Raw genomic sequence first — 25,286 nt, forward strand, 5'->3', positions numbered from 1 at the left:
AGCGGCCGTTTTGCGGCCTAATTCGCGCAATCGGTCTTGCATCACAACAACGGCAGCGTGAGACGGATGTGTTCCGCGAACGCCGATGTCAACATCGAAGGACGCTCGCGCGCGAACTTCAGCGATATGCCGACGCCCGGCAAGGCCGGCAGCCCGGCATCCGCATTCAGCACGCACAGATCGGCGGGCACGGCGGTCTGCGTGATGACCGCGAACGCCTGCCCCGAGCGCACCAGCGCCGTGAGCCCCGCGAGACTGCTGCTCGCGTACGCGATGCGATACGCCCTGCCCGCGCGCTGCAAGGCTTCGCATGCGGCGATGTGATCGAGCGTGTCCGGATCGGAGAGCGCGAGCGGCAACGGATCGTAATGCGCGGAATCCATCCCCGGACAGCCGATCCAGACCAGTTGCTGGCGCCGGATGACCTCGCCGCCGGGTTTGTCTTCGGGAAGCGAGAGCATCGCGAGATCGAGTGCGCGCTTTTTCAGTTGCTCGGCGAGCCGGGGCGTCGGCCCGCACACGACTTCCACCAGCGCGTGCGGATGCTGACTCGAAAATTGCCGCAGCAGGCTCGGCAGGAACACGGCGGCGTAATCGTCCGGACAGCCGAAGCGGATGCTGCCCGACAAGCCTTTTCCGCACAGATCGGCCATCGCCTCGTCGTGCAGACGCAGGATGCGCTGTGCGTGAACCAGCAGGCGCTCGCCGGGATTCGTCAGCACGACGCCGCGTCCGGTGCGCTGAAAAAGCGGCTGATCGACGATATCCTCGAGCCGCTTCATCTGCTGGCTCAGCGCCGATTGCGTCCGTCCGATGCGCTCGGCCGCGCGACTCAGCGCGCGCACTTCCGCGATGACGGCAAACGAGCGCAACAACTCGATTTCCAGTGACAGGCTCAAGGTATTAGCGCCTCTTCTATCTCGCATTAGAACTATTCGATTCTATAAAACCTGAGCGTTGTCTACACTGCAGATTGTTTCCTATCCCGCCAGGAGAAGCACGGTGTCCCTGAACAACGACGCAACTTTCTGGCGCAACGCCAGACAGCACCTCATCCGCTACGGCGGCACGTTCGAGCCGATGATCATCGAGCGCGCGCAAGGCAGCTTCGTCTACGATGCCGATGGCCGCGCGATCCTCGATTTCACCTCCGGACAAATGAGCGCCGTGCTTGGCCACAGCCATCCCGAGATCGTGTCGGTGATCGGCGAATATGCGGGCAAGCTGGATCATCTCTTCAGCGGGATGCTGTCGCGTCCCGTCGTCGATCTCGCGACGCGTCTCGCCGATATCACGCCCGCCGGTCTCGATCGCGCGCTCTTGCTGAGCACCGGCGCCGAATCGAACGAGGCCGCGATCCGCATGGCGAAGCTCGTCACCGGAAAATACGAAGTCGTCGGCTTTGCGCAGTCGTGGCACGGCATGACGGGTCACGCGGCGTCCGCAACGTACAGCGCGGGGCGCAAGGGCGTCGGTCCCGCGGCGGTCGGGTCATTCGCGATTCCCGCGCCGTTCCCATATCGCGCGCGCTTCGAGCACAACGGCCGATACGACTGGCTCGCGGAACTCGACTACGCATTCGATCTCATCGACCGGCAGTCGAGCGGCAATCTCGCCGCGTTCATCGCGGAACCGATTCTGAGCTCTGGCGGCATCATCGAATTGCCGGAAGGCTACATGGCGGCGCTAAAGCGCAAGTGCGAAGAGCGCGGCATGCTGCTGATTCTCGACGAAGCGCAAACCGGCATCGGCCGGACGGGCACCATGTTCGCGTGCCAGCGCGACGGCGTCACGCCCGACATCCTCACGCTATCGAAGACGCTCGGCGCGGGCTTGCCGCTCGCGGCCGTCGTCACATCGGCGGAAATCGAAGAGAAGGCGCATGCGCTCGGCTATCTGTTCTACACGACGCACGTATCCGATCCGCTGCCCGCCGCCGTCGGCCTGCGCGTGCTGGATGTGGTCGAACGCGATGGCCTCGTCGCGCGCGCGAACGTGATGAGCGCGCGCCTGCAACGCGGCCTGCTCGATCTGATGGAGCGCTTCGACTGCATCGGCGACGTGCGCGGCCGCGGCTTGCTGCTCGGCGTGGAGATCGTCAAGGATCGCCGCACGAAGGAACCCGCCGATGGTCTCGGCGAGAAGATCACGCGCGAATGCATGAATCTCGGCCTGAGCATGAACATCGTGCAATTGCCGGGCATGGGGGGCGTGTTCCGCATCGCGCCGCCGCTGACCGTGAGCGAGGAAGAGATCGACCTCGGGCTCGATCTGCTCGGCAAGGCTATCGAGCGTTCGTTGTAGGCATCGTCAGCGCAGGCCGGCGCGCAGATCGCGCACGCCGCGTCCCAAGCGCTGACGTAAAAGCGTTCGCAAAGTCGCGCCGTCTTCGTAGCCGACTTCGGCGGCGATCGCTTCGAGATCGAGTCCGCTGCCGTGCAGAAGCGATTGCGCGCGTTCGACGCGCAAGTCCTGAAAGTACGCCAGCGGCGATTTGCCGAGCACTTCCTGGCATCGGCGCTGAAGCGAGCGCGTGCTCGTCGCCAGCGCGTTCGCCGCGTGCTGCAGCGAAAACCCTTCCTTCAGATGGTCGCGCGCCCAGCGCTCGAAACGCTGGATCAGCGGATCTGCCTGCGCGAGATGGTTCGGGATGATGTACGGCGCCTGCGACGTGCGGATATCGGCGAGCAGAAAGCGCGACACGAGCGCGGCCAGCTCGGGGCTCGACTTGCGCACGAGCCACAGCGCGAGATCGAGATGCCCCATCGCGGCGCCGGCCGTCACGCCGATATCGGTCGGCACGAGCATCCGCGATTCGTCGAGCAGAACATGCGGATAGCGTTGCCTGAAAAGCGGCGCGAGCGACCACGTCGATGTCGCCTGCCGATGATCGAGCAATCCTGCTTCCGCGAGCAGAAACGTCCCGATGCAGGACGCCCCGATCGATACGCCTTGCGCGCGCCACTTCTGCAATTGCCGCACGGCGTCCTTGACGTCGGCGCGTTCCAGTGCGGGCAGCAGCAGTTCCGGCGTCGTCGCGGCGAGCGCCGGAACGATGACCCAGTCCGGCTTCAAATCGGGCGTGACGGGTTCCACCGGAATCGCGAAGCCGTGACCCGAACGCACGCGCTTGCGCACGCCAACAGTGGATACATCGAAGCGCGGGGATCCGCCCATCGTGCGCGCGGCCAACCCGTTCGCGGCTCTGAGCGTGTCGAGCGTCACGGCGAGGCCGGTATCGAAGAGACCATCGAGAGCGAGTATCGCGATGTGCATGGCGCAAATGACCCAGAAGTTGTCATTTGCGACGATACCGATCTTTCGTCCAGGCGGCTACGTTAAACGAGGAACAAAAAAAATGCGTCGTGCCGACCAGCCTCGGCACGACGCCTTTTGCGTGAGAGCCGTCAACGTCGCATGAGGCCCATTACCAGCGTCACGAGGAAAATCACGAGGAATATGAAGAACAGGATCTTCGCGATGCCCGCCGCGCCCGCCGCGATACCGCCGAATCCGAGCGCGGCAGCGATGATCGCGATGATGAAAAAGACCAACGCGTAATACAACATGATGTTATCTCCCTCTCGTCCGAGTACGCCGCGCGCCCCATGTGCGCGGAGTTCTCTAGCGTAAGCAAGCAGTATTCCTTACCGGATGGAGCATCGTTTTCTGCCGTGCTATCCTTGGCCTCGTCCTGCATACGCCATCAAACCCGCATCACGCTGCGAGCGCGGATCACGCGTTTTTTACACTGCCGTCAAGAAGACCCGTTACCTGCCGTTAATCAAAAAAAAGGGACGTGTATTTGAAACGGCGTGTCGAACGCTCGTTCGCGCGCTGCTTCGCGTTATCGAATGGTCATGCATTACGGGCACCATTCCAGCGAAGCAATCCCTGCAAACAGGGCCATGCTCGCATGGTTGACGATCTGCGGTTCAAGGTCGATCGCTTCGCCATCTTGAGCATCAAGACATGCGCGCGGGCATCCCACCACCGAAGCACGATAAGAGACACACGTTCGGATGCCATTCCTCCGACGATTGCTTTAGGGCGCCGCGCGTGCGGGCCCATTGGACAGAATTGATGAAACCGGCAAGGAATTCGCTGCGGTCACGCGTTGGCCGATATATCGCTTATGGTGTGATCGCGGCCGCGCTCGTGACGGGCGCGGGCTTTCTGCATTGGCGCCATGAAGTGCGGACCGCGCAATCGCAGACGGCGGCGCTGACGGGCGTCGCCAATCAGATGCGCCATGACGCATCGCCGTGGACGCATCGCGAGAAAGACGCATCGGAAATGCTGACCGATATTCGCGCGAAGAATGTCGCGACGATCGGTGTGAGTCCCGACGCGATTCTCGTCTCCACGACGAAGGGCGAGAAGTATTACGTGGCCGATCATAACGGCGCGTTCTCCAACGCATTGCTGCTCGGCGATATGAAGCCCGACGCGGCCTCGCCGTATCAACTCGTATGGCTGCCCGACGCCAACGTGCGCACGGGCATTGCGCGCTGGAGCGAGATGTTCGACCGTTCGCGCGACGCGCTGAGTCTCTTGCTGCCGCTCCTGATGATCGGCGGCCTTCTCTGGTTCATGCGCCGCGAAATGCGCGGCGGCGCGCAATTGCTCGGCGAATCGCCGACGCTGCGTTTCGATGACGTCATCGGCGCGGGCGAAGCGAAAGCCGCGCTCAACGACGTGCGCGCGTGGCTCACCGAGCCCGCGCAATTCACCGGCATGGGCGTGCGCGCGCCGTGCGGCATCCTGATGACGGGCGGACCGGGCGTCGGCAAGACGCGGCTCGCGCAGGCGCTCGCGGGCGAATGCGGCGCGAACTTCATCGCGATCACGGGCAGTTATTTCAGCGCGAAGTACTACGGCGTCGGCATTCAGAAGGTGAAGCATCTGTTCGAGCTCGCGCGCAAGAATGCGCCGACCGTCATCTTCATCGACGAAGCCGATGGCCTCGGCAAGCGCACCGACACCGGCGGCGGCCCGGTCGAAGCGGAAAGCAATCGCATCATCAATCAACTGCTCGCGGAGATGGACGGCTTCGCATCGAACGAAGGCGTCATCATCGTCGCGGCGACGAATCATCCCGACAATCTCGATGAAGCGCTGCGTCGTCCCGGCCGTTTCGATCGCACGGTGCAAGTGCGTTTGCCGGGCGTCGAAGATCGCGCGGACATCCTGCGTTTCTACGCGGACAGCTTGAAGACGAAGCGCGACGACATCGACTTCGATCAGCTCGCACGTCTGACGACGGGCCTCTCGCCCGCCACGCTGTCGATGATCGTCAATCAGGCAGGACTCGTCGCGCGCAAGGCGGGCGAACGTGAAGTATCGGCGGCGCATTTCCTCGAAGCGATCAAGATCGCGCGCATCGGCGATGTGAACGGCGCGGAACGCGCGCTATCGGATGACGAACGCACGCGCATCGCGGTGCATGAAGCGGGTCACGGCCTCGTTGCGGCGCTGCTCGGCACCGGCGTGCTCGAAGAAGTGACGATCCTGCCGCGCGGCGGCGCTCTGGGCGTCGCGCTCATCACGAAGATGCAGGACAAGCATCTGTATCGCGAAACCGAATTGCGCAACGAGATTCAGGTGCTGCTCGGCGGGCGCAACGCGGAACTGCTCATGTTCAAGGAAGCATCGAGCGGCGCGGCATCGGATCTTCAGGAGGCGTCGCGCATCAGCCTCGATATGGTGTCGAAGTTCGGCTTCAACGAGGAAGGCAATCTGTTCAGCCTCGCGGCGTTGCCGCAGCAGTATGCGGGCTTGCAGCTCAAGAATTCGATCGGTCATGCGAACGCGTTGCTGCACGATCTGAGCGACGAATGCTTCGCCCTGCTGCAAGCCAACGAGCCGGTGTTGCGCGCGATCGCCGATGAATTGCTCGAATCGGAAACCGTGCCGGGCGAGACGGTTTATCGCCTGATCCGCGAGCATGCGGCGGCTGTCGCGAATGTCGAGGCGGCCAACGAAGTGCTGGCCGCCTGAGCGGTTACTTCTTCACGCGAGCCGTCGCAAATCGAACGGCGTCTCGCGCAGGCGCTTGCCGGTCAGCGTGAACACGGCATTGGCAACGGCCGGCGCAACCGACGGGCTCGACAACTCGCCTACGCCGCCAGGCTTCGCCGGATCGCCCTGCATGATGCGTATGTCGATGTCGGGCATGTCGCTCATACGCATCACGCGATACGCATCGAAATTGGTCTGCTGAACCTGGCCGTGCCGAATGTCGATGCGGTCGGCGAGTGCGTGTCCGAGTCCCCACATCAAGCCGCCGTATAGCTGCTCTTCCACACCGCCGGGCGACACCGCGAGCCCGCAGTCGGCCACGCACGTGAGCTTCTCGATCACGATACCGTCATCCTTGCGCGAGACGCGCGCGATCACCGCGACATAACTGCCGTACGCGCGATTCGTCGCAACGCCGAGCGCGGTGCCGCGCGGCAACGGCTTGCCCCAACCGGCCCGCATCGCGGCCTCGCGCAATACCGCGACATGGCGCGCGTCCTTCATATGCGCGATGCGAAAGTCCACCGCATCGCGATGTCCCTTATGCGCGGCTTCATCCATGAACGATTCGACCGCGAACACGTTCGGGATATAACTCACCGCGCGATACCAGCCCGTTGGCACGCCCGTTTCATGACGCACCCAGCCGATATCTACATTCGGCGCGCCATACGCGAACTCGAACTTGCTGATTGCTTCCGTGGTGCTGTAGTCCATGCGATCGGGACGACCGAAATAGCCCGGCTCCCATTGTTCCGGCGATGCCGGCATCACCGCGCGCAGTTGCAGCGCCGAAAGATTGCCGCGTGCATCGAGCGTGGCCTTTGCGCGATGATGACTCGCCGAGTGATAGAAGAGCGCGCGCATTTCGTCCTCGCGGCTGTTCATCAGCTTGACGGGCTTGCCGGTTTGCAACGCGAGCCATGTGACTTCGAAGAGCCAGTACTTCGATTCGCGCGCACCGAAGCTGCCGCCCGAAACCAGTTCATGCAGCACGACACGATCGGCCGGAATGCCGCCGATGACTTGCGCCGCCTCCTGCGCCGTCGACGGCACTTGCAAGCCGCCCCAATACGCAATGCCGCCCTCCTTCGACCACGCCGTCACGTTGATGGGTTCGAGCGGATTCGCGGCCTTGTACGGCATCGAATAAGACGCCTGAATCACGCGCGCGCCATGCTTGAGAATGGCATCGGCGTCGCCGTTCGTGATGGTCGGCACGACGCGCGCAGCGGGATCGTCGAGCCATGCAGCCTGGCGCGCGGGCATATCGCGGCTATCGAAGTTTTCGAACGGACTGTCTTCCCATTCGACGCGCAATGCGGCTTGTCCCTTGTGCGCGGACCAGTAGTCGTCGGCGAGAATGGCGACGCCCGCCTGATTGCCGCCGAGCACATCGGGACGTCCGGGTATCGGCAGCACTTGCCGCACGCCGGGCACGGCGAGCGCCTCTTTCGCATCGACGCTGCGCACGCGCGCGTCGATGACGGGCGCACGCGTCACGACCGCGACGAGCATGCCGGGCAAACGCACGTCGATGCCATACGCGAACGCGCCGCATACCTTCTGCGCCGCGTCGCGCTTCTTGCTCAGCTTGCCGATGTACCTGAATTGCGATGCGTCTTTCAACGGCACGTCTTTTGGCGCGGGCACGCTCGCGGCGATGACGGCAAGCGATCCATAGCTCGCACGCGCGCCGCTCGCGTTGTCGATCACGAAGCCGTTATCGGTCGAGCACGTTGACGGCGATACCTTCCATTGTTTCGCGGCGGCTTCGATCAGCATGGCACGCGCAGTCGCGCCCGCGCGCCGCAAGCGATCGTATTCCAGCGAGACGCTCGTGCTTCCGCCCGTGGAAAACACCTTCCACAAGGGATGAATGTAATCGGCATAGAAAGGATTCTCGGGCGTGATGACGTCGATGCGAAACGGATCGACATCCAGCTCTTCGGCGACGAGCGCGGCGAGCGCGGTGCGCGTGCCCGTGCCCGAATCGTGCTTGTGGACGACGAGCTTGATCGTGTCGTCGGGCAGCACGCGCACCCATGCGTTCGGCTCGAATTCGCCGTCACGCGGATGAGCATCGCCGTTCTTCGCCAACGCATCGGGCAATCGAAATCCAACGGATAGGCCCGCTGCCAGCAGCGCCGAACTCTGCTTGATGAAACGACGGCGCGCTGCGTGATGTTCGATACGCATTCAGACCTCCGCCGCCGCGCGCTTGATGGCCTTCCGGATGCGCGCATACGTTCCGCAGCGGCAGATGTTGCCGGACATCGCAGCGGCGATGGCGTCATCGCTCACGGACGGTTTGCCCTTCAGAAACGCCGCTGCCTGCATCAACTGTCCCGACTGACAATAGCCGCATTGCGGCACGTCTTCCGCAACCCACGCGCGCTGCAACGGATGCGTGCCGTCCCTGGAAAGACCTTCGATGGTCGTGATGCGCCTGCCCGCCACGGCCGCTATCGGCAGCAGGCACGAACGCACGGCCTCGCCATCGAGATGCACCGTGCATGCGCCGCAAAAGCCCCCGCCGCAGCCGAATTTCGTGCCCGTCAAACCGATGCGATCGCGCAGCACCCACAACAGCGGCATGTCTTCCGGTACATTGTCGAGCGAGTGCCGCGCGTCATTGACGACGATTTCGATCATGCGCTGTCTCCTGAATGTCGTTCGAGCTTGCGGCCATTATCGGAAGCCGTCATGCAAGAACGCCAGCGACGATTTCTTTGATCACCCGTAAGCCTGGCTAACACCCATGTTGAAGCGCTACCCTTCGATCCAGTCGATGCAGGCCTTCTTGCAGGCGGCGCGCGCCGGCAGCTTTTCGAGCGCGGCGCGTCAGTTGTCGCTCACGCATAGCGCGATCAGCCAGCAGATCCGCACGCTCGAAGAGTTCGTCGGCCAGCCGCTGTTCGTGCGCGAAGGCGCGCGCGTCGTGCTCACCGATGCCGGCGCGCTCTTCGCGAATCAGCTAGGCGATGGCTTCGAGCAGATCGATCGCGCGTTGTCGTCGGTGAAGGAGCGCGCGGTGAAGCAGTCGATTACGCTCGACGTCGATCCGGAGCTTGCGCAAAGCTGGCTCGTCGCGCGCCTGCCCGCGTTGCTCGGCGCATTGACGGACACGTCGCTGACGATGCTTTCCGCGCCACGTCATGACCGCAGCGCGTTCGAACGCGTCGATCTCGCGCTGCGTTACGGCTATGGCGAATGGGACGGCTTCGAGAACGCGCTCATCTGCGGCGACCGTCTGACGGTCATGGGCTCGCCCGCATTGTTGAGCGCGCGCGGACTCAGCGTGCCGCTCGCGCCGGAACAAGTGCTCGCGCTGCCCTTGCTCGGCTACACGAAGCGCTCGTGGATTCCGTGGCTCGCCGCGGCGGGCCTGCCGGAAGCGGAGCCGCACGCAGTCGCCGTCTTTGACAACGCTGCGGGGCTGATCGCCGCCGCGAGCGCGGGCGTCGGCGTGGGACTTGCGCGCGGCCTGCTCGCCGCCGACGCGCAACGCGACGGCAAGCTCGTCGAACTCACACGCGTCGAGATTCCGACGCACTACAACCTCTACGCCGTGTGGCCGCGCGAGAAGTCGGCACGCGTTGCGCCGCTCGTCGATGCGATACGCGAGCTCGTCGCGCAAACGGTCAACGCACGCGATCCGGACTGACGACTTCGCGCACGGTATCGAGAAACCGCGCCAGCACCGGCGACGGCGTGTCCGCGCGATAACGCGCATGAAGCGAGACTTCGGGCGCGGGCGCTGCGAGCGGCACGAATGCCACGCCGCCGCCCGACAGCTGTTGCGCCGATGCCGGCAGCAGCGCAATGCCGAGCCCTTCGCGCAACAGACATAGCAGCGTATGCAGTTCGACGACTTCCTGCTCGATGCGCGGCGTGAATCCCGCTTCGACGCAACAGTCGCGCAGAAACCGCGCGAGTTGCGATTGCAGCAGACCAAACGACAGAAAGCGCTCGGCTTCGAGATCACGCAGCGCGATATCCGCGCGTGAAGCGAGCGGATGCGCGAGCGGCAATGCGACCACGGCAGACTCGCGCAACACGACTTCGCTGACGATCTCCGGATCTTCGTGCGACACGCGAAAGAAGCACACGTCGAGCCGCCGCTCTTTCAGCGCCTGAATCTGCGCGGCGGGCGTCATCTCGTGAAGCGTCCATCTGACTTGCGGATGCTTGCGCGCGAACTCGCCGAGCGCGCGTGGAATCGGCTCGACCATCGCCGAGCTGATGACGCCGATCTCGAGACTTCCCACTTCGCCACGTCCCGCGCAACGCGTGAGATCGATCGCGCGCTCGAACTGCGCGAAGATCAGCGGCGCCTGTTCTTTCAGTGTTTTCCCTGCCTCGGTGAGTTCGACGCGATGTTGCGAGCGCAAGAAAAGCGCAGTGCCCATTTCCTCTTCAAGGATGCGGATCTGCTGACTCAGGGGCGGCTGCGAAATGTGCAGGCGCGCGGCTGCGCGGCCGAAATGGAGTTCATCGGCGAGCACCGCGAAGTACCGCAAAAGCCGCATGTCCATATCGCTAACGTATCAAGATCGTGGTCAAAAAATATTGTACAGAGCGCGCATAACTTGTGAGACTGCATCGCAAGCAGCAGTGCACGTCAGTGTGACACTCGATGCCGGCGAGGGGAAGGCGCATCAACGCGTCTTGCAAAAGGCCGCATGGGCAAGCTCGCAAGAGCTCTTGTTCCATCGACGCGCCTGCCCGCGATCCGGCAACTGGACACGCCAGTTCCCCTCAAGGAGATCGAGACCCATGATCATCGACACAAGCTGTTATCCGACCAATCTCGTCGACCTCGCCTGGCGCCATGACGGCGAACCCTTTTCGGGCGAGCGTCTGATCGAGGTGATGGACGGCCCGTACATCATCAACGGCAAGCCGCGTCGCATCGACAAGGCATTCATCCAACCGCCGCAAGGCAACACCATCTATACGTGGACCGATGGCGTGAGAAGCGGCCGCGAGTCGATCGACGACTACATGGCGTACACCGTCGAGATGACGCAGAAGTATCCCGACCGCCTGCTCGGCTGCTTTGTCTATAACCCGCGCTGCGGCCCCGAGAACGGCGCCGACGCAATCGAGTTCTACGCGAAGGAACACGGCTTCAGGATGGTGCAGTTGCAGGCCAACATGCACGCGTATCGGCCGGACCGCGCGCTCGACTGGCTGCGTCCCGCGTTGCGCAAATGCGCGGACCTCGGGCTCATCGTGAAGCTGCATACCGGCGACGGACCGTACAGCATTCCGAGCGAATGGTATCCGCTGATCCGCGAGTTTCCGTCGGTGCCGTTCATCATGGCGCACTTCGGCGTGCAGACCGGCGGCGTGTATTGCTTCGAGCCTTATCAGATGGCGCTCGATACGCCGAACGTCTATTGCGAATCGAGCTGGTGCCTGCAATCGCGCATCGTCGAATTCGCGAAGGTATTGCCGACGCACAAGATTCTCTATGGCTCCGACACGCCGCCCAACGAACCGGGCATGTGGCTGCGCCTGCTCGAAGTGCTGTGTCACGAACCGCCGCAAGGCCTCAATCTCGACGAAGACACGCTCGAGGATTATCTCGGCAACAACCTCGCGCGCATGCTCGGCATCGAACCGAGCGCGCCGCCCAAAAGCGTCGAAGAAGCGCAAGCCAATCTCGACCAATACAAAGAAGCTGACTACGCAGGAGCGCGCTGATGATCATCGATACCCATCTGCATCCGACCAATCTCGTCGACGAAGCCTGGCGGCACACGGGCGAGCCGTTCACCGGCGAACGCCTTCTCAAGATGATGGACGGTCCGTACATCATCAACGGCAAGCCGCGCCGCATCGACATGGGTTTCATCCAGCCGCCGCCGGGAAACACCGGCTATCGCGACGGCAACCGGCGCGGGCGCGAAGGCATTCGCGATTACATGTCGTATATCGCGGAGCTGACGCAGAAGTATCCCGATCGTTTCATCGGCAACTTCACGTATAACCCGCGCTGGGGTCCGGAAAACGGCGCGGCGGAACTCGAATTTCACGTCAAGGAATACGGCTTCAAGATGCTCAAGCTGCACGCGAACATGCATGGCTATCGGCCGGATCGCGCGCTCGACTGGCTGCGCCCTGCGATGAAGAAATGCGCCGAGTTGGGCGTCGTCGTGCTGATTCACACAGGCGATGGACCGTACACGATTCCCACGCAGTTCTATCCGATCATCCGCGAATTCCCGATGGTGAATTTCATCATCGGTCACTTCGGGATCCAGACGGGCGGCAATTACTCGTTCGAAGCCTTCTGGATGGCGATGGATACGCCCAACGTGTATTGCGAATCGGGCTGGTGCTATCAGTCGCGCATCGTCGAGTTCGCGCGCGAGTTGCCGCGCAACAAGATCGTGTTCGGCACCGATTCGCCGCCGAACGAGCCGGGCATGTGGCTGCGCGAACTGGAGATGCTGTGCGGTCCCGCGCCGCAAGGCATGGACCTCGATGAGGACGGTCTCGAAGACTACATGGGCAATAACATCGCGCGACTGGTGGGCATCGAGCCGACTAAACCGCCGAAGGACCTTGCCGAAGCGGAGAAACGATTGAAGGCCACGTATGTAAAGAACGACGAAGTCGCGCAGACGGCCTGATGTCATGCGGGCGCGGTCGCTCACGCGCCCTTCTTTCTCTCGACGGAGCTCACGATGGCCGATAACCTCTTTCGCGCCACGCAGGACTTTCATTGCTTTGCGCACGCATATCGCGAGCAATATCCCCACGATGTGCTGACGCTCACGCAACAGTTGTCCGCCGATCAGGACGTCAGCGCGATCGTCGCTGCGCTTGCCGCGCGCGGGAAGCATCCGATGCTCGTATGCGAGCACGTCGAAGGTATCGCAACGCCTTTGGCGACCAACTTCTTCGCATCGCGCGAGCGTATCGCCCGTCTGTTCGATGTCGATGCGCGCGGCCTCTTCGACGCCTATCAGCAACGCGCGAATGCACCGATCGCGCCGCTGCATGTCGCGCGCGGTCCCGTGCTCGATGAAGTCGTCGAAGCCGACGCGGTCGATCTCGCGCATGTGCCGATGATTCGCCACTTCGCCACCGATCGCGGCGCGTACATCACGAACGCGGTAATCGTCGCCGAAGATCCGGTGACCGGCATCGCGAACATGAGCTATCACCGTTCGATGCTTCATGCGAGGAACGCGCTCGCAACGAGCCTGCATTCGCGCGGTCATCTGTGGCGCATGTTGCAGACGGCGAAGGCGCGCGGCGACACGCTCAAGGTTGCGATGGTCATCGGCGCGCATCCGTTGTTCATGCTCGCGGCGGCATCGCGCGTGCCGTTCGGCACAGACGAGCGCGCCATCGCCGGCGGACTGTTCGGCGCACCGCTCGAACTGGTACGCACGCCGCGTTATGGCATTGGCGTGCCGGCGGCCGCGGAGTTCGTGCTCGAAGGCACGATCGATCCCGATGCGCGCGCCGATGAAGGTCCGTTCGGCGAGTTCACCGGCTATTCGTCGGACCGTTCGACCAACAACGTTATGCGCGTCGATACGATGATGCGCCGCCGCGATGCATGGCTCGTCGATGTCGTCGGTGGTCCGTATGCCGAGCATCTCACGCTCGCTCGTCTGCCGCGCGAAGCGGAAATGAGCGAGAAGCTGAAGGCGCGTTTTCCAGCGGTCACTGCGCTGCATTACCCGAACTCCGGCACGCATTTTCATTGCTATGTGGCGCTGAATCAGACGCGCGATGGCGAAGCGCGTCAGATCATGCTCGCGTTGCTGGGCTGGGATCCGTATCTCAAGCATGTCGTCGCCGTCGATGGCGATATCGACATAACCGACGACTCGCAAGTGCTCTGGGCGATCGCGGCACATGCGCAACCGCATGACGATGTGTTCATCGTCGGCGGATTGCCGGGCAGCCCGCTCGATCCTTCGTCGTCCGTCGAAGGCACCACATCGCGCATGGGCATCGACGCGACGCGCGGCTCGCAATTCGACGGCATACGTGCGCGCATCGGCGAAGATGCGATGCAACGTGCAGCCGCCATTTTGAAAGGAGCCGCACGATGAGCACGCGGCGCATCGCGGTCGGTATCAGCGGCGCATCGGGCTTCACGTACGGCGTGCGCCTTCTGGAATTGCTGCGCGAACTCGACATCGAAACGCATGTGACGATCTCGCGCAGCGCGCTTCTGACGATGCAGCAAGAGACCGAACACAAGCTCGCCGATGTCAACCCGCTCGCGAGCTTCACCTATCGATGCGATGACATGGCCGCCGCCATTTCGAGCGGTTCGTTCAGCACGCTCGGCATGATCGTCGCGCCGTGCTCGATGAAGACGCTCGCCGAAATCGCCGGCGGACTTTCATCGAGCCTCATCTCGCGCGCCGCCGACGTCACGCTCAAGGAGCGACGCCCGCTCGTGCTGCTGGCACGCGAAACGCCGTACACGCTGGCCCATCTGCGCAACATGATCGCCGTCACCGAAATGGGCGGCATCGTCGCGCCGCCGGTGCCCGCGTTCTACGCGCGCCCTGCTTCGCTCGACGAGATGATCGATCACACGCTCGGCCGCGTGCTGGATCTCTTCGGCCTCGATTGCAACGTGGTTCGACGCTGGAAGGAACATAAAGCTGACTGACTCAAAGGAGACAAGCAATGACTCACATCCATACGACTCATAACGCGTTCCAGAAGATTCCGGTCACGGTGCTGACCGGCTTTCTCGGCGCGGGCAAAACCACGCTGCTCAACTACATCCTCCGCGAAAAGCATGGACACAAGATCGCGGTGATCGAGAACGAGTTCGGCGAAGTCGGCATAGACGGCGGGCTCGTGCTCGAATCGACCGAAGAGATCTACGAGATGACGAACGGATGCGTATGCTGCGTCGGCGCAGTGCGCGAAGACCTCGTGCGCATCGTGAGGATGCTGGTGGAGCGGCCCGAGCGGCTCGATCACATCATCGTCGAGACGAGCGGGCTCGCCGATCCGTATCCTGTCGCGCAGACCTTCTTCATCGACGATCCGATTGCGCAACGCGTGACCCTCGATGCCGTCGTGACGATGGTCGATGCAAAGCATATCGCCGCGCATCTGGACGATCTCGTGCTCGACGGCCGCGACAACCAGGCGGTCGATCAGATCGTGTGCGCGGATCGTATCGTCGTCAACAAGGTGGACCTCGTGACGGCGCAGGACATCGCTTCATTGAAAGAGCGGCTGCGCGGGCTCAACGCAACGGCTGAAATCGTCGAATCGAGTTTTGCGCAGATCGATCTGCGCGCGATTCTCGGCGTGGGCGCGAATGAGTTTGCCCAGCAACTCGTCGAAGCGGACGACGATCACGATGACCACCACGACGATCATCACCACGACGAAAGCGTGAGCTCGGTAGGCATCGAAGTCGATGCCGATATCGAACTCGACGCGCTGCAAGCGTGGCTCGCCGAACTGCGCGCATCGGATGCGACGAACCTCTTTCGCATGAAGGGCATCTTCGCCGTGAAAGGACAGCCGTATCGCTACGTGCTGCAAGGCGTGCACGACATCATCGAATTGCGCGCGGCGCAGGCGTGGGGCTATGAGCCGCGTTCGAGCCGAATCGTGTTCATCGGACGCGAACTCGACCGCGCCGCGCTGACCGAGCGCTTTCATGCCTGCCTTGCGGTGCCTGTCGCGGCCTGACGAACGCAGCCGCCGATAACGATAATCAGGAGACACGTTGATGAACACCGACCAACATCCCGTCGATCGCATCCTGCCCAAGCGGCAGATGATCACGCTCGGCCTGCAACATATGCTCGTCGCTTACATCGGCGCGATTGCCGTGCCGTTGATCGTCGCATCCGCATTGAAGATGTCGCCCGCTGACACCACCGTGCTCATCAGCACGGCGCTTTTCTGCTCGGGCATCTCGACGGTGCTGCAAACCGTCGGCGTATGGAAGTTCGGCGTGCGTCTGCCTATTCTGCAAGGCGTCGCGTTCAGCAGCGTGGGACCGGTCATCGCGATCGGCCTGAGCCCCGGCGTCGGCTTCGCGGGCGTGTGCGGCGCGGTGATCGGCGCGGGCGTGTTCACGATGTTCGCCGCGCCGCTCGTCGGACGTTTGCGGCGTTTCTTTCCGCCTGTCGTGACCGGCTGCATCGTCACCGTGATCGGACTGCAGCTCTTTCCGGTCGCGTATCAATGGGCGGGCGGCGGTGAGAACGCGCGGCACTTCGGCGCGTTGCCGTTCCTTTGCGTCGCGTTGTTCGTCGCGCTCGTGATTCTCGCCGTCAACCGCTTTGCCAATGCGTTCCTGCGCAATCTGTCGGTGCTGATCGGACTTGTCGCGGGCAGCGTGCTTGCCTGCTCGCTCGGCATGGGCGACTTCGCCAACGTCGCTAACGCGCCGTGGTTCACGATGCCGTTGCCGTTTCACTTCGGCATGCCCGTGTTCTCCGTGGTGCCCGTTCTGACGATGATCGTCGTGATGGTCGTGCAGATGATCGAATCGATGGGTCTCTTCGTCGCGATCGGCGATATCGTCGACAAGAACATCAGCGAGGAAGACGCGGTGCGCGGCATGCGCGCGAATGGTCTCGCGAGCGCGATAGCCGGAATGTTCGCCGCGTTCCCGTTCATCGCATTCATGGAGAACGTGGGACTCGTGATCCTGACAGGCGTGCGCAGCCGATGGGTCGTGGCGGTGAGCGGCGTGCTGATGTGCGTCGTCGCGCTGGTGCCCAAGATCGGCGCGGTCGTCGCATCGACGCCTGCCGCTGCGCTCGGCGGCGCGGGCATCGCGATGTTCGGCGTCGTGGTCGCGGCGGGGGTGCAGACGCTCTCCAAAGTGGACTTCGAGCGCAACCGCTACAACGTGCTGATCGTCGGCTTCACGATCGCGACCGCGCTCATCCCGGTGATGGCGCCGCAAGTGTTCAAGCAGATGCCCGACTGGACGCAGCCCTTCGTGCACAGCGGCGTCGTGCTCGCGTGTCTCGTGTCGGTCGTGCTGAACGCCGTGCTCAACGGCGCACATGAGGAAGACGTCGTACCTGCGCCCAGCATGGTGCGCGAGTAAAACGTGTTGAAAGGACAAGCGTTCATGAACATCTCAAACGAAGCATTACTAATCAAACATCCCGTCGCGGTGATGAGCGGATTGTGTGGCGACGCCGCACGGCTCGGCAACGTCGATATTCGCATCCGCGATGGCGTCATCCGCGCCATCGCGCCGAATCTCGACGCACGCGACGACGAACGCGTCATCGATGCGCGCTCGTGCGTCGCCTATCCAGGCTGGGTGAACACGCATCATCACCTGTTCCAGAACCTGCTGAAAGCGGTGCCTTCAGGCATCAACGCCGATCTGCAGGAATGGCTCGCCGCGGTGCCGTATCCGCGGCTCGCTCGCTTCACGCCGGACCTCGCGCGTGTCGCTGCACGCCTCGGCATGGCCGAACTGCTTTTGTCGGGCGTGACGACGTGCGCGGATCATCACTATCTCTATCACGCGGAAGGCACCACGGAAACAGGCGATCTGCTCTTCGACGAAGCGGCGTCGTTCGGCCTGCGCTTCGTGTTGTGCCGTGGCGGCGCGTTGCAGGCGGCAGGCGATCATCCGGGCTTCTCGAAGGTCGCGTTAAAGCCCGAGACGCTCGATCAGATGCTTGCCGATATCGAACGCCTGAAGGCGCGCTATCACGATGCCCGCGCGACATCGATGCGCCGCGTCGTCGTTGCGCCGACGACGCCGACCTTCTCTCTGCCGCCCGATCTTCTGCCTGAGATCGCACGCGCGGCACGCGGCATGGGCTTGCGCATGCACACGCATCTTTCGGAGACGCAACGTTATGTCGATTTCTGCCGCGAGCGCTTCGACAAGTTGCCGGTCGAATTCGTCGCCGATCACGAATGGCTCGGACCCGATGTGTGGTTCGCGCATCTCGTGCATCTCGAAGCGAGCGAGATCGCGATGCTCGCGGAGACCGGCAGCGGCTGCTCGCATTGCCCGGTGAGCAACGCGCGGCTTGGCAGCGGCATCGCCCCCGCACCGCAAATGTCCGCGGCAGGCGTGCCGATGTCGCTCGGGGTCGATGGCGTCGCGTCGAACGAATCGGGCAGCATGATCAACGAGGCGCATTTCGCGTGGCTCGTGCATCGCGCGGCGCAGGGCGCATCGGCGACGACGATCGAGGAGACGATTCACTGGGGCAGCGCGGGCGGCGCAAGCGTGCTCGGTCTCGATGCAGTAGGCACGCTCGAAGTCGGCAAGGCGGCGGACCTCGTTCTCTATGACATCGACGATCCGCGCTTCTATGGCTATCACGATCTCGCCGTGGCGCCCGTGGCATCGGGCGAGCCGGCTCGCGTTCGCTACAACATCGTGAACGGCCGCGTGGTCGTCGATGACGGCGTGATCCCGGGCCTCGATCTCGACGCCCTGCGACACGAAGCCGCCGAGGGCGTGAAAGTGCTGTTGGCAGATTAGGGGGACATTGCCATGGTTAGGATGCGCTTTCCGCCCGACGTGGATATGCCTGCGCTATCGAGTTGGAGGAAGTTATTCCGGCTGCGCCTGTGAAGCGCGAAACGTGCGATCACACTGCGTCACCGCTCTTCTTTCGAGACCGGTATTCCGTTGGCGACATCAGAAATTGCTTTCTGAATACCTTCGAAAATCTTTCGCCATTGGTCAAACCGGTCCTGCGCGCAATCTTGTCGATCGGCAAGTCGCTTTTAATAAGCAATTCGCAACTCAAATCGAGACGCGCACGCAAAAGATATTGCGAAGGCGTCAGACCGATCTCACGCTTGAACAGCCGCAGAAAGTTACGCTCGCTCATCGCAACGGTGCGAGCCGCGTCGCCGACGGAGATGGGACGGCCGCAATTGCGCTCCAGCCAGCGCGCGGATTCCTGCGCTTTCTCGGCGAGCGTCGTCGTGCCGATGGTACTCAGCATGATTGGCAGATGCTGATCGTTGGACGAGGCCAGCCGGTCTGCCAAAGCCGTTGCGATGTCATAGCCGAGATCGCGCTTCACCAGCGCCAGCGAGTTGACGAGCGCATCGCCGCGTTCGGTCGACGTCGTGCTTTTCAATGTTCCGCCAGCCCATACGCCGCGTCCCATCGAAGCCCAGTCGCGCCGGGCGACGCCCGCGGCGGCGAGCAGCGCGTCGCCATTGCCGAGCGAACCGACCGCGCCGCTTTGCGAACACGCGATCCTCAATGACTCGAGGAGACTTTCATCCGCAGCTGCGCGCGTCACGCCAGCGCCGCCTGCAATGTATAGCGCGTCGAAGCCCTGAAAGCGCTGGCCACCTAAGCGCTCGGTCCACACACAGACCGACGATGAACAAGCTATCGCGCCACCGCGGGCGGAGACGAGACGAACGCTATAGGTCACGCCATTGCTCAGGATAGCGGATTGCAACTCGTTGGCGATATGAAGCGCCTCGGCAAGCGTTCCAGCGCCCAGAAGAGAAAATCCGTCATACAACATGATTCCTATGAGCTTTGTGCTTCTCTCTTCCGCTGCATGATAGAGACCGCTCGACTCTGCATCGCCGAAGGCTGTAACGTTCGACATGGCGTTATCTTCCTATGTTTCGGTTGCAGGTCTGCGGATCGCAGGCCGTACCGATGCCGTCGATTCCGTACTATTTCGGGAGCGTAGTTTCCTATTGCATCCGTTCTTTCCGCCATGGCGGCGAAAAGCATGGTTTTGGCCGAGATCGGCGCGTTCGGCCGCGATAACAACACGACTGTTCGATCTCTTCGGCTGTTTGAAAATAAGTGCATGAAAGTTATGGAAAGGCGCTTAATACGGAGTTCGAACTATGTCGTTTCGCGGCGCCTAAACAAAAGACCGTGTTGCGGAATGACCTATTCGGATCACCTTCATCCTCCGGGATCGAAGACTCGATGATCTCCGAAACATAACTTCTATTTCCGTCATCGCCTTGTCAAAACCGGCCTCGCGGCCTGCACAGGCGGCCCGGCCAACATCTTGCCGAATTCCGTCACGCATGAAGTCGCGATTCGTGCGAAGGCTACGCTCTGTCTTGAACCGGAACGTCAAGTGAGACTTGTTATCGAGCGGCGCTTCGGTCACCTGGACGAATGCGCCATTGCGCGGACATGCGTTGGGCACCAACTCTAATTCGGAGTGGCTCACATGAGTTTCAGCACGCGATACTCGCAATACTATGATCTTTTCTATCACGAGAAGAACTACAAGGCGGAGGCCGCGTTCGTCACCGACCTGCTCGGTCGATATGGAATAGTCAGCGGCCATCTTATGGATCTCGGTTGCGGGACAGGACGCCACGCGGCGGAGCTTGCGGCCACCGGCTTTTCGGTTTCCGGCATCGACATGAGTTTCGACATGCTCGCACGCGCCGATGCGAGACGGACTTCACTGCCGGGCACGGTGGCGAAGAGACTGAAGTTTCAGCAGGGCGATGCGCGAAGCGTCCGCACCGAAGAGCTATATGACGCGGTCGTCTCGCTGTTTCATGTCGCAAGCTATCAGACGACGAACGCCGATTTCATGGCGATGTGCCACACCGCAGCGACTCATCTGCCGCGCTCAGGACTCTTTCTGTTCGATTGCTGGTACGGTCCCGCCGTGCTGGCCGACCCGCCCAAGGTTCGCATCAAGCGCGCCACGAGCGATGAAACCGCGGTAATCCGCATCGCCGAACCGCTGATGCGTCCTCATGAGAATACCGTCACCGTCAACTACACCATCATGATGACGGACGGAAAGACGCAATGCGTCGAAACCGTTCTCGAGACGCACGTCATGCGTTATATGTTCAAGCCTGAAGTCGAGTTGATGCTGGATCTCAGCGGCTTCGAAGTGCTCGACAGCGTGAGATGGATGGGCGGCGAACTTAGCGCCGCCGATCTGTCGGCGACCTTCGTCGCGAGAAAGAGATGATGCCTGCATCGCGCACGCCGGGCGCGATGCTTACGCTTCAGTAAGCGTTGGCCCCGCGCAGACCCTTGAACACCGTCGCGGCAATGATCCGCATATCGAGTGCGAAAGTCCAATTTCCCAAATAGTACAAATCATGGGCCACGCGCGCCTCCATCTTTTCGATCCGGTCCGTTTCCCCACGAAAGCCATTGACCTGCGCCCATCCGGTGATGCCCGGTTTGATGCGGTAACGATGGATATAACCTTGCACGACTTTCTGGTAGAGATCGTCATGTTCGAGCGCATGTGGACGCGGTCCCACGACCGACATGTCGCCGAGCAGGACGTTGAAGAATTGCGGCAGCTCGTCGAGACTCGTGCGCCGGAGAAACGCACCGACACGCGTCACGCGCGGATCATTGCGCGTAGCCTGTTTCAGCATGCCGGACTGTTCGATATGCAGGCGCATCGACCTGAACTTGTAGATGGTGAATTCGCGTCCGTCTGCGCCCTTGCGCCGCTGTCTGAAGAATACGGGCCCGGGCGAACTAAGCTTGACCGCGATTGCGATAACGATCAGAAGCGGCGCGACCGCGATGAGCGCCGCGAGCGCGAACAGCCGGTCGAAAACATCCTTCTGCAATAGCGCTCTTTGCGAAAGCGGCGAAGCGACGAGATTGATCGCCGCCACCCCGAGCAAATCGCTCACCCCGCTTTCGAAGAGGGCCAGGCTGCGCACGTCGGGAATGAATCGCACGTTGACGAGATCGTCGCGAAACTCATTCACGAACCGCAGAATGGCTTTCTCCTGCGATAGCGGCAATGCAAGCCAGACTTCATGCACATGCTGCTCGCGAGCGTGGCGCACGAAGGTGTCAAAATCTTCGAAGACCGGCACTGTTGAAGTTATCGGCAATTCGGGCGATGCGTTGAATACCGCGACCGTACGAAAACCCGAATGGCTCGCGCGCTCGATTCTTTTCATGATCGACTCGCAATGCCGCCCGCAACCGACGACCGCCACGTCATGAAAGTTCATCCCGGCGTGACGCATGCGCGCGAGCACCGCATGCGTGACGAGACGGCCCACGATCATCAGCGCGCCCGACATCGCAGTCCAGTACGCGAACCAGAGGCGCGAGACATCATCGAGCCGATGCAGCGAGAACATCAGCACGAGGACGCACGCCTGCACCACCAGCCATGAGAGCGACACGCGGCTCGTCAGCACGAGCTTGCTGCGCCCGCGCCACGACTCGTACACGCCGAAGCCCGGAAACAATACGAGCGAAAACGCCGCAGCAAAGGCCACGAACGGCACGTAATAGCCCGGTTCGGCGATGTTGTCGAACCTGATCCGCGATGCAACGGTGGCCCCTCCGACGACCATCGCGACATCGAAGAGCCTTGCCAGCAATCCTTGAATATCGCGCATGTCATGCCCCGCCTTCGTGAGCTTTGTCGATAACATCAGATACGGCCATAGCAGTCATCCAGCCGCACGATATCGTCTTCGCCGAGATACGAACCCGATTGAACTTCGATGATCTCGAGCTGCAGCTTGCCCGGATTTTCCAGCCTATGCCGGACGCCGAGCGGAATGTAGGTCGATTCATTTTCCGACAACAGAAACTGATCGTCCCCGCGCGTGACGAGCGCGGTGCCGCGCACGACGACCCAATGCTCCGCACGATGATGGTGCATCTGGAGCGAAAGTCGTGCGCCAGGCGCCACGACGATGCGCTTGACCTGGAAACGCTCGCCATGTTCGATCGAATCGTAAAAGCCCCACGGACGACGAACCTTGCGATGCGTTTCGGCCTCGGGCGCATGCTGTTCGCGGATGCGCGCGACAAGGCGCTTGATGTCCTGCGCGTGCGAGCGATCGGCGACCAGCACGGCATCGTCGGTATCGACGACAACGACGTTCGACGTGCCGACGCACGCGACGAGCCGTCCGCCATCGGAGCGCGCGTAGCTCGACGTCGCGCCTTCGAAGACCACGCGGCCGCTTCCGACATTGCCCAAGCCGTCCTTTTCCATGGCCTCCCATACTGCGTCCCACGATCCCAGGTCTGACCATCCCGCCGACAGCGGCACGACTACGCCGTTGCAAGGCGAGCCAGCGTCGCCGATATGCTCCATCACCGCGTAATCGATCGAATCGGAAGGCACACGGCCGAACTGATTCGGACACGGACGAAAGAAATGGCCATCGGCTTTGCCGTCTTTCAGTGCCGCCGTGCATGTCGCATGCATATCGGCATTGAGATGCGCCAGGGCATCGAGCCACACGCTCGCGCGAACGACAAAGATGCCGCTGTTCCACCAGTATGTTTGTGCAGCGAGGTATTGCGCGGCGAGTTCGGCGGCAGGCTTTTCTACGAAGCGGTCGATAAGATGAGCACCCTTCTCCAGCGCTTCGCCGAGACGAATATAGCCGAAGCCGGTATCGGGACGCGTCGGCGGAACCCCTAACGTCACGATCATTCCGCTATCGGCGTAGTCCGCGGCGATCGATATCGCTTCATGCAGCGCGCCAAGATCGGCGATCGAATGATCGGAAGGCATCGCGACGAGAATCGCGTCTTCGTTTCTTTCGACGGCCGCAAGCGCCGCGAGCGTCAGTGCGGGCGCAGTATCACGACGCGCGGGCTCGACAATGATCCGCGCATCGACGCCGCATAACCGCACTTGTTCCTCGGTCGTGAAACGATGCTCTTCGCCACACACGATGATCGGATGCATATCGACGTCGAAGTCGCCGGAGAATCCGTCCATTCGTAACACGGTAGCCTGAAGCAGCGAGTCACGTCCGACCACGCCGATCAGTTGCTTCGGAAACTGCTCGCGCGACATCGGCCAGAGGCGCGTGCCCGATCCTCCCGCGAGTATGACCGGCACAATGCGACGGCAAGACTGCATATGCGGCGCTAGCGCGTTGGCCATCGACATCGAGTCGGTCGAACGCATTGCATTCTCCATGGCTGCACTGCGTGGTGTTACGACCCATCATCGATGTGACTGATGACGGTCATATGAAGCAGGCAATGTCCGCGAGCATGGCTTGCGGAGTTTCTAGACATACTCGGCCATCATGTTCCGGACCGCGGCCACCGCTTGATCCTGCTGCGCTTCGGTTAGTGCAAGTCCGCTCGGCAAATAGAAACCGCGCCGGCTCATGCGCTCGGCGACCGGATAACTTTCGCCCTCGAATAACCCTTGCTTGCGAAATACAGGCTGCTCGTGCATGGGCCAGAAGAATGGCCGCGCGCTAACGCCGGCATCGGCGAGTATTGCGCGTGCTTCGTCCGCGCCGATGGGCAGGCGATCATCCAGCACCACGCCGAACACCCAATAGATGTTCTCGGCATAGGAACACGCAACAGGAGCAAGTTCCAGGCCCCTTACATCATGCAAAAGCCCTTCGTAACGCCGCCCCAGTGCGCGCTTTCTCGCGATGCGTTCATCGAGCTTCTCGAACTGCGCAAGCCCGACCGCAGCCTGAAGACTGCTCATACGATAATTCCAGCCTAGCTCCTCATGCACGAACCGCCTCTCGGGCTTGAAGCAAAGATTTCGCAAACTCCTTGCGCGCGCCGCCAGTGCATCGTCGTCGCAGAGAATCATGCCGCCTTCGCCCGTCGTAATGTGCTTGTTCGCGTAGAAGCTGAAGCAGGAGATATCGCCGAAGCTGCCGCATTGCTTTCCTTCATAGGTGAGCCCGATAGCCTGCGCCGCGTCTTCGATCACAGCCAGGCCGTACTTCTTCGCGAGGTCCAGCACCGGCTTCATGTCGACCGGCAAGCCGAAGGTATGTACGGCCATGATCGCGCGCGTGCGGCTCGTGATGGCCGCTTCGATTTTCGCTACGTCCATGTTCCATGTATCCGCATTCGAATCGACGAGCCGCAGTCGCGCGCCGGTTCGAACGATCGCCGATGCACAGGAGATGATCGTGTGCGTCGGGATGATGACTTCATCGTCCGGCTCGAAACTCAGTGCAGCGGCGGCGACGTCGAGCGCCGCGCTTCCGTTTGCGACGGCGATCGCATGCTTGCGGCCTACATATGCAGCCATTGCGCGTTCGAAGCGCTCGACGAATACGCCGTCCGACGAGATCCAGCCGCTTTCGATGCATTCGTTCAGGTATGTCCTCTCGTTTCCCTCGAGCAGGGGTTCGTTTACTGGAATCATCAGGTCCCTCTCCTGGTGTCAAGATCGATGCTTGATGGCTCGTCTGAGCCGGTCCGTTCAAGGACGAATCGATCCCGTAACGGCCTGCATGCGTTCACGCAGCATAGGATTGGGGAAAGCCGCGCCAGGCGGGGTGGCCGAATC

At 62.1% G+C, this 25,286-nt stretch carries 21 protein-coding genes; 11 read left to right on the plus strand and 10 right to left on the minus strand.

Features of this window, described 5'->3' with window-relative positions; genetic code table 11:
* Positions 1-41 precede the first annotated feature (41 nt).
* The gene (locus tag QCE49_RS18050; RefSeq protein ID WP_250437588.1) at positions 42-926 is read right to left on the minus strand and encodes a LysR family transcriptional regulator; all 885 of its coding nucleotides are present in this window, start codon (positions 924-926) and stop codon (positions 42-44) included.
* A 76-nt stretch (positions 927-1,002) separates the two neighbouring features.
* Here QCE49_RS18050 and QCE49_RS18055 point away from each other — a divergent pair, with 76 nt between their 5' ends.
* Positions 1,003-2,304, plus strand: coding sequence for an aspartate aminotransferase family protein (locus QCE49_RS18055; protein WP_250458770.1), 1,302 nt, complete (start codon positions 1,003-1,005; stop codon positions 2,302-2,304).
* 6 nt (positions 2,305-2,310) lie between these two features.
* Here the strand turns inward: QCE49_RS18055 and QCE49_RS18060 are convergent, their stop codons facing one another.
* Both QCE49_RS18060 and QCE49_RS18065 read right to left on the minus strand, forming a co-directional pair.
* Positions 2,311-3,276 carry a GlxA family transcriptional regulator gene (locus QCE49_RS18060; RefSeq protein ID WP_175980239.1) on the minus strand — a complete coding sequence of 322 codons (966 nt, stop codon included), beginning with the start codon at positions 3,274-3,276 and terminating at the stop codon, positions 2,311-2,313.
* A 131-nt stretch (positions 3,277-3,407) separates the two neighbouring features.
* Entirely contained in the window at positions 3,408-3,569 is a 162-nt protein-coding gene (locus tag QCE49_RS18065; protein WP_008346326.1) for a DUF1328 family protein, read from the minus strand.
* 514 nt (positions 3,570-4,083) lie between these two features.
* On the opposite strand from QCE49_RS18065, the gene QCE49_RS18070 reads away from it, so the two are divergent.
* A complete protein-coding gene (locus QCE49_RS18070; protein WP_250458768.1) occupies positions 4,084-6,000 on the plus strand; it encodes an AAA family ATPase in 1,917 nt (638 codons plus the stop codon).
* Between the two features lie 12 nt (positions 6,001-6,012).
* Here the strand turns inward: QCE49_RS18070 and QCE49_RS18075 are convergent, their stop codons facing one another.
* Positions 6,013-8,220, minus strand: coding sequence for a xanthine dehydrogenase family protein molybdopterin-binding subunit (locus QCE49_RS18075; protein WP_250458756.1), 2,208 nt, complete (start codon positions 8,218-8,220; stop codon positions 6,013-6,015).
* Positions 8,221-8,676, minus strand: a complete 456-nt coding sequence (locus QCE49_RS18080) for a (2Fe-2S)-binding protein (RefSeq protein ID WP_175980241.1) — start codon at positions 8,674-8,676, stop codon at positions 8,221-8,223. It lies immediately after the preceding gene.
* Between the two features lie 106 nt (positions 8,677-8,782).
* Between QCE49_RS18080 and QCE49_RS18085 the strand changes: the two genes are divergently transcribed.
* On the plus strand, positions 8,783-9,688 hold the full coding sequence (locus QCE49_RS18085) for a LysR substrate-binding domain-containing protein (RefSeq protein ID WP_250458746.1): 906 nt from the start codon (positions 8,783-8,785) through the stop codon (positions 9,686-9,688).
* Here the strand turns inward: QCE49_RS18085 and QCE49_RS18090 are convergent.
* Positions 9,666-10,559 (minus strand): LysR substrate-binding domain-containing protein, encoded by an 894-nt coding sequence (locus QCE49_RS18090; protein ID WP_250441357.1) that lies wholly within the window; start codon positions 10,557-10,559, stop codon positions 9,666-9,668. The genes QCE49_RS18085 and QCE49_RS18090 overlap by 23 nt on opposite strands.
* Positions 10,560-10,800: 241 nt before the next feature.
* Between QCE49_RS18090 and QCE49_RS18095 the strand changes: the two genes are divergently transcribed.
* Genes QCE49_RS18095 through QCE49_RS18125 form a run of 7 tightly spaced genes read left to right on the plus strand, consistent with a single transcriptional unit; the run spans position 10,801 to position 18,511 of the window.
* Complete coding sequence (locus QCE49_RS18095; protein ID WP_175980243.1) at positions 10,801-11,733, plus strand: amidohydrolase family protein; 933 nt, start codon at positions 10,801-10,803, stop codon at positions 11,731-11,733.
* Positions 11,733-12,665, plus strand: a complete 933-nt coding sequence (locus QCE49_RS18100) for an amidohydrolase family protein (protein ID WP_175980244.1) — start codon at positions 11,733-11,735, stop codon at positions 12,663-12,665. Before QCE49_RS18095 ends, QCE49_RS18100 begins: the two co-directional genes overlap by 1 nt.
* Before the next feature lie 54 nt (positions 12,666-12,719).
* Positions 12,720-14,105 (plus strand): UbiD family decarboxylase, encoded by a 1,386-nt coding sequence (locus QCE49_RS18105; RefSeq protein WP_250458744.1) that lies wholly within the window; start codon positions 12,720-12,722, stop codon positions 14,103-14,105.
* The gene (locus QCE49_RS18110; protein WP_008346317.1) at positions 14,102-14,677 is read left to right on the plus strand and encodes a UbiX family flavin prenyltransferase; all 576 of its coding nucleotides are present in this window, start codon (positions 14,102-14,104) and stop codon (positions 14,675-14,677) included. Before QCE49_RS18105 ends, QCE49_RS18110 begins: the two co-directional genes overlap by 4 nt.
* Positions 14,678-14,694: 17 nt before the next feature.
* Entirely contained in the window at positions 14,695-15,723 is a 1,029-nt protein-coding gene (locus QCE49_RS18115; protein WP_175980247.1) for a GTP-binding protein, read from the plus strand.
* A gap of 40 nt (positions 15,724-15,763) precedes the next feature.
* A complete protein-coding gene (locus QCE49_RS18120) occupies positions 15,764-17,101 on the plus strand; it encodes a nucleobase:cation symporter-2 family protein (RefSeq protein ID WP_175980248.1) in 1,338 nt (445 codons plus the stop codon).
* Positions 17,102-17,125: 24 nt separating this feature from the next.
* Positions 17,126-18,511, plus strand: coding sequence for an amidohydrolase family protein (locus QCE49_RS18125; RefSeq protein ID WP_008346314.1), 1,386 nt, complete (start codon positions 17,126-17,128; stop codon positions 18,509-18,511).
* 109 nt (positions 18,512-18,620) lie between these two features.
* Here the strand turns inward: QCE49_RS18125 and QCE49_RS18130 are convergent, their stop codons facing one another.
* The gene (locus QCE49_RS18130) at positions 18,621-19,610 is read right to left on the minus strand and encodes a GlxA family transcriptional regulator (protein ID WP_008346313.1); all 990 of its coding nucleotides are present in this window, start codon (positions 19,608-19,610) and stop codon (positions 18,621-18,623) included.
* Between the two features lie 588 nt (positions 19,611-20,198).
* Between QCE49_RS18130 and QCE49_RS18135 the strand changes: the two genes are divergently transcribed.
* Positions 20,199-20,966 carry a class I SAM-dependent methyltransferase gene (locus tag QCE49_RS18135; protein ID WP_175980251.1) on the plus strand — a complete coding sequence of 256 codons (768 nt, stop codon included), beginning with the start codon at positions 20,199-20,201 and terminating at the stop codon, positions 20,964-20,966.
* A 37-nt stretch (positions 20,967-21,003) separates the two neighbouring features.
* On the opposite strand, the gene QCE49_RS18140 is transcribed toward QCE49_RS18135, so the two are convergent.
* The 3 genes from QCE49_RS18140 to QCE49_RS18150 all read right to left on the minus strand — a co-directional run bounded on the left by QCE49_RS18140 (position 21,004) and on the right by QCE49_RS18150 (position 25,142).
* Positions 21,004-22,380, minus strand: a complete 1,377-nt coding sequence (locus tag QCE49_RS18140) for an undecaprenyl-phosphate glucose phosphotransferase (RefSeq protein ID WP_175980252.1) — start codon at positions 22,378-22,380, stop codon at positions 21,004-21,006.
* A 35-nt stretch (positions 22,381-22,415) separates the two neighbouring features.
* Entirely contained in the window at positions 22,416-23,918 is a 1,503-nt protein-coding gene (locus tag QCE49_RS18145; RefSeq protein WP_409017285.1) for a mannose-1-phosphate guanylyltransferase/mannose-6-phosphate isomerase, read from the minus strand.
* 105 nt (positions 23,919-24,023) lie between these two features.
* On the minus strand, positions 24,024-25,142 hold the full coding sequence (locus QCE49_RS18150; protein WP_250458742.1) for a DegT/DnrJ/EryC1/StrS aminotransferase family protein: 1,119 nt from the start codon (positions 25,140-25,142) through the stop codon (positions 24,024-24,026).
* Positions 25,143-25,286 lie beyond the last annotated feature (144 nt).

Origin of the sequence: Caballeronia sp. LZ008 (genome assembly GCF_031451435.1) — a bacterium.
GTDB lineage: Bacteria > Pseudomonadota > Gammaproteobacteria > Burkholderiales > Burkholderiaceae > Caballeronia > Caballeronia zhejiangensis.

Bases quoted from the DNA above. Each gene is read 5' to 3' on its own strand.
- QCE49_RS18050 (WP_250437588.1), bottom strand. From the start codon at position 926: ATGCGAGATAGAAGAGGCGCTAATACCTTGAGCCTGTCACTGGAAATC.
- QCE49_RS18060 (WP_175980239.1), bottom strand. From the start codon at position 3,276: ATGCACATCGCGATACTCGCTCTCGATGGTCTCTTCGATACCGGCCTC.
- QCE49_RS18065 (WP_008346326.1), bottom strand. From the start codon at position 3,569: ATGTTGTATTACGCGTTGGTCTTTTTCATCATCGCGATCATCGCTGCC.
- QCE49_RS18070 (WP_250458768.1), top strand. From the start codon at position 4,084: ATGAAACCGGCAAGGAATTCGCTGCGGTCACGCGTTGGCCGATATATC.
- QCE49_RS18075 (WP_250458756.1), bottom strand. From the start codon at position 8,220: ATGCGTATCGAACATCACGCAGCGCGCCGTCGTTTCATCAAGCAGAGT.
- QCE49_RS18080 (WP_175980241.1), bottom strand. From the start codon at position 8,676: ATGATCGAAATCGTCGTCAATGACGCGCGGCACTCGCTCGACAATGTA.
- QCE49_RS18085 (WP_250458746.1), top strand. From the start codon at position 8,783: ATGTTGAAGCGCTACCCTTCGATCCAGTCGATGCAGGCCTTCTTGCAG.
- QCE49_RS18090 (WP_250441357.1), bottom strand. From the start codon at position 10,559: ATGGACATGCGGCTTTTGCGGTACTTCGCGGTGCTCGCCGATGAACTC.
- QCE49_RS18095 (WP_175980243.1), top strand. From the start codon at position 10,801: ATGATCATCGACACAAGCTGTTATCCGACCAATCTCGTCGACCTCGCC.
- QCE49_RS18100 (WP_175980244.1), top strand. From the start codon at position 11,733: ATGATCATCGATACCCATCTGCATCCGACCAATCTCGTCGACGAAGCC.
- QCE49_RS18105 (WP_250458744.1), top strand. From the start codon at position 12,720: ATGGCCGATAACCTCTTTCGCGCCACGCAGGACTTTCATTGCTTTGCG.
- QCE49_RS18110 (WP_008346317.1), top strand. From the start codon at position 14,102: ATGAGCACGCGGCGCATCGCGGTCGGTATCAGCGGCGCATCGGGCTTC.
- QCE49_RS18115 (WP_175980247.1), top strand. From the start codon at position 14,695: ATGACTCACATCCATACGACTCATAACGCGTTCCAGAAGATTCCGGTC.
- QCE49_RS18120 (WP_175980248.1), top strand. From the start codon at position 15,764: ATGAACACCGACCAACATCCCGTCGATCGCATCCTGCCCAAGCGGCAG.
- QCE49_RS18125 (WP_008346314.1), top strand. From the start codon at position 17,126: ATGAACATCTCAAACGAAGCATTACTAATCAAACATCCCGTCGCGGTG.
- QCE49_RS18130 (WP_008346313.1), bottom strand. From the start codon at position 19,610: ATGTCGAACGTTACAGCCTTCGGCGATGCAGAGTCGAGCGGTCTCTAT.
- QCE49_RS18135 (WP_175980251.1), top strand. From the start codon at position 20,199: ATGAGTTTCAGCACGCGATACTCGCAATACTATGATCTTTTCTATCAC.
- QCE49_RS18140 (WP_175980252.1), bottom strand. From the start codon at position 22,380: ATGCGCGATATTCAAGGATTGCTGGCAAGGCTCTTCGATGTCGCGATG.
- QCE49_RS18145 (WP_409017285.1), bottom strand. From the start codon at position 23,918: ATGCGTTCGACCGACTCGATGTCGATGGCCAACGCGCTAGCGCCGCAT.
- QCE49_RS18150 (WP_250458742.1), bottom strand. From the start codon at position 25,142: ATGATTCCAGTAAACGAACCCCTGCTCGAGGGAAACGAGAGGACATAC.